The organism is Vreelandella lionensis (assembly GCF_002087295.1).
Lineage (GTDB): Bacteria > Pseudomonadota > Gammaproteobacteria > Pseudomonadales > Halomonadaceae > Vreelandella > Vreelandella lionensis.
In genome coordinates this window covers 1-7726 of the sequence record NZ_MWVI01000041.1, presented here as the reverse complement: position 1 = coordinate 7726, position 7726 = coordinate 1, and the positions used below count along the sequence as shown (strand labels likewise).

Genomic DNA, 7726 nt, shown 5'->3' with positions numbered 1-7726 from the left:
AGTCTCCGGTAAAGCCGGGGCGGTTCAGACTGTAATTGCAATGAGGGTCGTGAAATCCTTCAGGTTATCTGACTAGACTCGAAATTTTCTAAGGTTTTCCGTATTTCAATACCCGCGTGCCTTTGCTTAAGGACCTGCTCGTGTTCAAGGAGAATTTTCTTCTGAAGCGGAGCCAACCCAATTTTCGCGCTATGGACGACCCTATTGCGCCATCGTACTAGCAGAACAACCATCGGCCACCAATAGGGCTCGGCATCTGAAAGATATTTGGAGATTTCAACAACTCTGTCTGCCGCTCCCTCGGTAGATAGCGCCTTATATAACCTCTCGTCCTCAGTTGAACAATCTTTGAGGAAGTCCAGGTACTTGAGAAGCGCCTCTTCAACAAAAACCAGCGACGCTCGAAGGGCAAATACTCAGGCCTTTGAGGCAGATGTCTCAGGATTAGAACTTTTCCAGCCTATTGTCAGGTCATCAGGTTTCTTGGCAGTCCCTGCTCGCACAGCAGCCAAGCCAACACAGATTGTGTTAACTGAATGGACAGCATCGCCAACCACTTCTAAGAACTGCTTGAGACCTTCACTTTCCATAACTTACTCATGTAATGGTGGTGCCGTGAGGATTCGAACCTCAGTTTCCCGCTTTCACAATCCGACATAATCGGCGGGCGTCTTGGACCGCTAGACGACAGCACCAAATTTTCTGCTTAACAGTTTTATTCATCGCATCGCGAGCTAAAGACCCCTATGAATATTCAACTCTTTCGAACGTCCGCTCAGGGTCGATAGCTGTTAGTTGGGGTGGACAGGCCACTGAACAGAAAACTACCAGCTTCTGTAACCAAACGATGACATCGACACCACTTACATTGCTAGTGATTTCCAACCCCCGGCCGCAAGTAAATTGATACTCATAAACCCCAATTTTAACTTTAATTATTTTTTAGCAGTATTGCCTATTCCTTTACGCCTGTGCAACCCGTACAGCTGCGACTTTAGGCCATCCTGCACCGGAAGGCTTTGGCACTACACAGCCTTATCAGGAATGTCCTGTTTAGCTATCGGCCAGCCGATGGCCTCGCTTTAGGACATTGATCTTCACGGGATCACAGAAGATACATAAATCCGCATGATTTCGCATGACTCCTATGCACCCAAAACCCGCTTACAGCCCAGCAACAGCGGGCTTTGGCCCGTTTTTGCGGGGTGCATGAAGAATTGCCCCACAAGCGAACCCCGCAGGCGGGTGGGGGACAGCGCGGCGTGGGGTGCGGCGGTCTGGGGGCCTCCCCCCTGGCAACCGTGCCATATAGCCGCTGTGTGCCGCTGTAAGCTTCGTTTATGCTTTGAAACGAGAAAGCCCCACCTAAGGCGGGGCTTCAACAGCTACTAATGGTACAGAGCTTTAACTCTCCGATAGCGCTTTAGCGGTACGGAAAATCACTTCAATGCCTTTCGCGAGCTTGTCGTAATCCGTCCACTCTTCAGGTGCGTGGGAGATACCATCTCGGCTGGGCACGAAGACCAGCCCCACCTGGGTGATTTTGGACAAGATCATAGCGTCTGGCCTGCCCCACTGGGCATATGACGCCATTTAAGCCCAAAGCTGTCGGCGTCATGGGCGAACTGCTTCTGGATGTCTGCCGACATGGGGGTCGATGGGATCGTGATCTTCTCGCTAACGTTATAGGTCAGGCCGCTGGGTTGAAGCTGCTCTAACGCGGTGTTTAAACGCTCTTTGATCTGGGCAACGCTGTTGGCACTGGGCGAACGAATATCCACACTGAACGAGACGCTATCCGCAATCACATTGGCACCGCCAGGTTGCGCGGTTATGCGCCCTACCGTACCTACTGCGGCGTCATCCACCGCTTTTACCATCTCGGGTAGCTTCGCAATGATTGAAGCGGCCCCTACCATGGCATCTTTACGGGCGTTCATGGGCGTGGTGCCTGCATGCCCCGCAGCCCCCTTCACCGTTACCTCTACCTGGGAGAGCGAGACGACTTCGGTCACTATCCCTACATCCTCTTCGTGCTGCTCTAGCACTGGCCCCTGCTCAATATGCAGCTCTAGAAAGGCATGAATAGAGTCTGCTGCAAGCGCTACTTTGTCAGCATGAGAAGGGTCTAACCCAAACGTGGACATTGCTTCAGCAACGGAGACGCCGTTCGCGTCTTTCAGCTCTTGCAGGTCTTGCTGCGATACTTGGCCAGTGAGAAGCCGAGAACCTAAAAGACCGCTGCCAAAGCGCCCGCCCTCCTCTTCAATCATGGCAATGATTTCGACAGGTCTTTCAGGCTTTAGGCCAAGCTCTTGGAACACAAAAGCGGTTTCTAGCCCCGTCACCACACCGGCAGGGCCATCAAATGCGCCGCCGTTGGGCACCGAGTCAAAATGTGATCCCACCAATACCGGTGGAAGATCCGGATTTTGGCCCTCTATTCTGCCAAATAGGTTGCCAACGGCATCCTCTCGGGTTTGAAGCCCGGCCTCTTTCATTTTCGTTAACAAGTAGTCTCGTACACCACGGTGCTCTTCACTGTATGTCAGGCGCGTGGTTCCTTTGCCAGGTGTCGAGGTGAATTGTGCAATCCCTTCAATCATCTCCTGGATACGGGTTTCGTTTACATGCTGCTTAGTCATCAAATAAATCCTACAAAAATGCCCGCAATAACGACCGATACCATGGTCACGGTGACAAAACCGGCGACCAACATTGAGGGCAACATATGGGCGGAAAGTGCGGCGCGCTCGTCCTCGTCGTCCGTCAGGGTGTTCACGACTTCATTGGTGATCACATAGTCAGCGGGGAAACCGTAAAGGGCGGTGAGTGAACAGGCAAAAGCCATGGCTGGCGTCATACCTAATAACCGGCCAGCGATGTAGGAGAAGCAATACATACCCACAATACCGATGATGATGGCACCAAACATAGGGGCAGCGAGGTCCAGCAACATCTCAGGCGTTGCCCGGTTGAGGCCGCCAAAAATGAATAGCATCAGCACCATGATAACAAAGCCAAAAGAGTTAGCAGACTGAAGCGGCTGACGCTCTAAAAAACCACAGGAGGTAGCGAGCACTCCGCCAATCAGGCAAAGCACGAAGGGGCTGATATCAAAAAATGGCTGGATCAGTTGCGCGACTCCCCAGGCTAGAAAAGCCACCACCCCTAACCGGAAAAGCTTGAAGTACGTTGTGTTATAAGCAGGCGGAAGCTTCTTGAATAAACGCGGCTGGTGAGGGTCATGGTCTGCTGAGCCGGTTTTACCATCGCTTTCGGTTTTCCATTGGCCCGAGCGATAGAGGCCTAACACTCGGCGGCCTTCCCGCTGGAGCATCATGGAGGTTAAGGGGTAGCCGATAAAACCTTGCATTACATAGATGAGGATAGCGAGCACAGCCAGGCTCTCAAGCCCCGCTTCAGACGCCGCCTGTGACATAATTAAGGACGATACAATGCCGCCTGTCAGTGGCGGTGTTGCCACGATGATTGTTTGATAATCCAGGAACAGCTGGCCCACAGTGAACAGGAATACCCCAATACCCGCGATCCCAGTCAGGGCAATCACTACGGTCCGCCACTGTCGTTTCAGTTCATCAATCGACAGTAAGGTGCCCATGTTCGTGATGAGCAGGTACATCGCTAGATACACAACAGGGGTCGGAATACCGGCAAGCTCAACGATATTTTCAGGAAAGAACGTCCAGTAACCCAGCAGGAATAGGACAGCGCAGATGAAGACGGAAGGCAGTTTGGATTTGGAACGTGTGGCGGCGACATCGCCAACGTAGAGAATAAACGCGAGTATTGCGAAGGCTGCTAATTGTGGCATGTGAAGCCCTACTTTTTTTAGGTTTGAACGCAGCTAGTTAGGCAAGATTAAATTTGTAATGCGCTGCGTATGAGATAAAGCATATTTTCAATATAGAACCATATGGATCTATATTGCAAGAGGATGATGACGTGCATACCACATGGAAAGGAATACAAGATGTCTGACAAGGGGCTCTCAATTTTCGAGGAGACCTTCTCCTCCGACCTCTGCTACCTGATGGCGATGAGTCACATTGTGCTGGCCAACAACCAAGTCACTAGCCGCTTTATCGAGAAAAACTACGATATGCCGGTACATGCCTGGTCAACACTTTATGCCACCGTCTATTTTCCAGGCATTCTCGCTAAAGAGGTCCAGGTTCTGTTCCCACGCCCTCAGAATTCCATCAGCCGGGCCATCAAGCTGCTTGAGGAGCGCCAGCTGATCCGGCGCGAGGTAGATAAAAGCGACACGCGCGCGAAACACCTCTTCCCTACTGAGGAAGGGGCGGCGTTGTTAGCGGGCATAGAGGAGAAAGTGAAACAGCGTCAAGAGGAGGTATTTGGTGTGCTAACGGATTCCGAAAAGGAAACCTTTCTACGCTTGTGCCGAAAAATCATTGATAGCGACACGCTGAACAGCTCAGCAGCCTTTGAGGTGTTTTAAGCGTTGGCCCTTCGCGCAGTCGATGTCTTCCGCGCAGGTATGAACGCCCTCGGCAACAAAGCAGAGTAAACACTCAAGTACGGTAAGAGAGCCTACCCCCTTAGGGGTAGGCAGGTGGTATATGGAGGTAATCCCGCAGCAATTCAGGCTTTTATCGCTCAAACTGAGGCTCCCCAGAACCCGCCTGCCGGGTCGCGTATATACCTATTTGAGGAGCCTGTAGAGCTACCATGAGTCACGTTATTGAACAGCTAAATTTCTTGCGTAAGGCCAATGGGTCTTGTGTGAAAGGCCACGAAGCGCTGCGAATCCGTCAATGGCGTGGTAACGCATAAACGGCTAGCCAACCCCACGCTTAGCGCTGACACCAACGTAACCGAAAGGGATGCTGTTATCCCATCGCTCGATGCATGGTGTGAAGCACTTTGTCGAGTGTGGCCACTAACACCGGTTCACATCGTTAAACTCCATCAAGGTGAGTTTCAAATTAATGAATGTCTCCATACTCCGCAGAATGCGGGTTCGTTCCCAGATCCTATTGCTTCTGGCCCTACCGATGCTGGCCCTGTTATGGTTTGCCAGCACCGAGGTTATCGAGCGGTGGAAAGTCCGTAACGAGATGACAGCCCTGGTTGAGCTTGTCGAACTCTCTATTCCTGTTGGCGCTATTATCCATGAGCTAGAGAAGGAGCGCGGGGCTTCCTCTGTTTTTCTCGGCAGCGAGGGCGTCCAGGGGCGCAGTATGCTTAGCGAGCAGCGGCGGCTCACTGATACAGCCAGACAAGCGCTTAACCTCTTACTTGCCGACTTCGAGGCCGAGCGCTTCGGCATCTACTTCGAAGAACAACTCGCCGAGGTTATTGAGGCGATTAGCCGGCTAGACAGGACGCGAAACACTATTGATCAACAGGGTATGTCGGTCAACGAAAGCCTCCGCTATTACACAGAAACCATCAATCACCTCCTCCATATTGTCACCGCGACCGCAGGCCAAAGCCCCGACGTTGACATCGCGGGCAAAGTGAATGCCTATGTCAACTATGCACTCGGCAAGGGAGCTGCTGGCCAGGAGCGCGCCAACGGCGCCGCCCCGATCACCGTTGGGCGTTTTACCCCCGAAGAGCATCAGCGTTACTCACGCCTCGTCGCGAGGCAGAACCTCTACCTAGAGCTCTTCGCCAAGCAGGCGGATCAAGCGCTCATCGACACCCATGAGCGTATTGTGCAGGGCCGTGACGTCAACGAAGTCATCCGTATCCGCCAACTAGTTTTGGATGGGGGCCTGACAGGTGAACTAGGCGGCACCGAAGGTTCCTATTGGTATCAGGTCAGCACCGCACGCATCGACCTGATGATGGAGGTACTGGAACAGATTAACGCGGATCTGGTCACCAGTGCTAAGGCGCTTCGCCACCAGGCGCAGGTCGCCTTTCTGCTTATTGCACTCTTTAGTGGTTTAGTAGTGGTGATTTCCATTTTACTGGCTGCACTCATCGTGCATAACCTGCTGCGTCAACTCGGTGGAGAACCAGCCTATACGCAGGCAATCGTTCGCCGTATCGCGGATGGCGACCTCCAGGCCGTGCCGGAAGTACGTCAAGGGGATACGGAAAGCCTGCTTGCGGCCGTTAAGGAAATGGTCGAAAAACTGAGGACAATCGTTGGTAACGTTTCGACGGCGGCAGGCAACGTGGCCATTGGCTCTAAACAAATCGCCACTGGCAATACCGACCTCTCCTCCCGCACCGAAGAGCAAGCTGCCTCGCTAGAGCAGACGGCTTCTAGCATGGAGGAGCTCACCACCACGGTGAAGCAGAATGCCAACAATGCACATCAGGCTAGCAAACTGGCCCAGGATGCCTCGAACAAGGCTGAACAAGGGGGCGAGGTCGTAGAGCGTGTCATCAAAACTATGCATGGTATCGCCAATAGCTCACGGCAGGTTGCCGAAATCACCGGCCTAATCGACTCTATCGCCTTCCAGACCAATATCCTGGCGCTCAATGCCTCTGTCGAGGCAGCACGTGCCGGCGAACAGGGGCGCGGCTTCGCAGTGGTAGCCGGTGAAGTTCGCAACCTAGCCAGCCGAAGTGCCGAGCCTGCCAGCGAAATTAAGACCCTGATCGAAGGGTCGGTGGTTCAAGTACAGGATGGCACCACCCAGGTGGAGCAGGCCAGCACCACCATTCAAGAACTAGTGGTCGCCGTGCAGCGTGTAAATGGCATCATTAATGAGATTGCCACCGCTTCCAGAGAGCAGAGCGATGGCATCGAGCAGGTCAATCAGGCGGTTAACCAGATGGACCAGGTGACTCAGCAGAATGCCTCACTGGTACAGGAGGCATCGTCCGCCGCAGTATCACTAGAAGATCAGGCCAGTCGGCTAGAACAAGCCATGGCTTTCTTCAAGATCAATGATAACCGGGAGCCATCAGCAAAGAGGTTACATACCAGCGCCTCCGCCTCGTCTGCTTTACACAACGGACGCACGAACTCTGTTAAGGCAATGGCCAAACCTTCCTCGCAATCCCGTCAAACGGATAATGAGGCTGCATGGGAGACGTTCTAAGCAATGGGGCCATCCGGCCCCATTCTTTTGAGAATACAATTCTGAAGCAAGCGTTCCCTATGGGGGCGCCTGTGGGGGCGAAACGAAGAAACAGTGAATAAGATAAGGGGAGCCCCTGGCAGGAGTCGAACCTGCGACCTGCCGCTTAGGAGTTGCCTAATATAATTTTTGTCGGCAGTGAAGCTGGTAGCTATTGAAAGCAATGATATATACGCCCTACTTAAAGGGCGGATGCAGGTTCTGAGTGCCCCCCTACTGGTTAGTGAGTGGGCTTGCATGATGGTTAGCCATCAGTGCGCTTATCACTTCCGGACCTTTAAAGCCAAATAGCTTGCGTGGTCGTATATTCAGTTTAAGGCAATCGCGTCTAGTTCTTCATGGCTATACACGGAGATATCCGTCCACTTCGGTAGGTATTGGCGAAGAAGGCCGTTGATGTTTTCGCTAGCGTGGACCATTTTCGCGAGAAAAAGACAGCCACTGCGGAACTCTACTAACTCACTTTAGACGCATTGTTCTTTCCGTTAATCAGGTCGCCTTCCCAATGGCCGGGCATTTCACATTTACTCGCCTAGGGTGGCCGCAAGTGGATAGTGAACATGTCAAGGATTTGGTCACGACGGCCCACTTCATCAGAGGGTGACGTTGTAGTGGTTCAATAAAACCGGACACCA

5 protein-coding genes, 1 tRNA gene and 1 pseudogene are annotated in these 7726 nt (G+C 52.7%); 2 read left to right on the top strand and 5 right to left on the bottom strand.

Annotated features, from left to right (window positions below; genetic code table 11):
• Positions 1 to 605: 605 nt before the first annotated feature.
• The 4 genes from B4967_RS05015 to B4967_RS05005 all read right to left on the bottom strand — a co-directional run bounded on the left by B4967_RS05015 (position 606) and on the right by B4967_RS05005 (position 3835).
• Positions 606 to 695 (bottom strand) — tRNA-OTHER (locus B4967_RS05015).
• 709 nt (positions 696 to 1404) lie between these two features.
• Positions 1405 to 1557, bottom strand: coding sequence for a hypothetical protein (locus B4967_RS20665; protein ID WP_340638688.1), 153 nt, complete (start codon positions 1555 to 1557; stop codon positions 1405 to 1407).
• The gene (locus B4967_RS05010) at positions 1554 to 2645 is read right to left on the bottom strand and encodes a Zn-dependent hydrolase (RefSeq protein WP_340638687.1); all 1092 of its coding nucleotides are present in this window, start codon (positions 2643 to 2645) and stop codon (positions 1554 to 1556) included. The genes B4967_RS20665 and B4967_RS05010 overlap by 4 nt, the downstream gene beginning before the upstream one ends.
• Entirely contained in the window at positions 2645 to 3835 is a 1191-nt protein-coding gene (locus B4967_RS05005) for a hypothetical protein (protein ID WP_083023993.1), read from the bottom strand. Before B4967_RS05005 ends, B4967_RS05010 begins: the two co-directional genes overlap by 1 nt.
• Before the next feature lie 159 nt (positions 3836 to 3994).
• On the opposite strand from B4967_RS05005, the gene B4967_RS05000 reads away from it, so the two are divergent.
• A complete protein-coding gene (locus B4967_RS05000) occupies positions 3995 to 4483 on the top strand; it encodes a MarR family winged helix-turn-helix transcriptional regulator (protein WP_083023991.1) in 489 nt (162 codons plus the stop codon).
• A gap of 556 nt (positions 4484 to 5039) precedes the next feature.
• Positions 5040 to 7052 (top strand): methyl-accepting chemotaxis protein, encoded by a 2013-nt coding sequence (locus tag B4967_RS20095; protein ID WP_161491471.1) that lies wholly within the window; start codon positions 5040 to 5042, stop codon positions 7050 to 7052.
• Positions 7053 to 7304: 252 nt separating this feature from the next.
• Here the strand turns inward: B4967_RS20095 and B4967_RS18790 are convergent.
• A pseudogene (locus B4967_RS18790) lies at positions 7305 to 7689 on the bottom strand (transposase); the annotation flags it as partial.
• Positions 7690 to 7726 lie beyond the last annotated feature (37 nt).

What these genes read in the sequence shown, in the direction of transcription:
- B4967_RS20665 (WP_340638688.1), bottom strand. Translation starts at nt 1,557, where the DNA reads ATGATCTTGTCCAAAATCACCCAGGTGGGGCTGGTCTTCGTGCCCAGC.
- B4967_RS05010 (WP_340638687.1), bottom strand. Translation starts at nt 2,645, where the DNA reads ATGACTAAGCAGCATGTAAACGAAACCCGTATCCAGGAGATGATTGAA.
- B4967_RS05005 (WP_083023993.1), bottom strand. Translation starts at nt 3,835, where the DNA reads ATGCCACAATTAGCAGCCTTCGCAATACTCGCGTTTATTCTCTACGTT.
- B4967_RS05000 (WP_083023991.1), top strand. Translation starts at nt 3,995, where the DNA reads ATGTCTGACAAGGGGCTCTCAATTTTCGAGGAGACCTTCTCCTCCGAC.
- B4967_RS20095 (WP_161491471.1), top strand. Translation starts at nt 5,040, where the DNA reads ATGCTGGCCCTGTTATGGTTTGCCAGCACCGAGGTTATCGAGCGGTGG.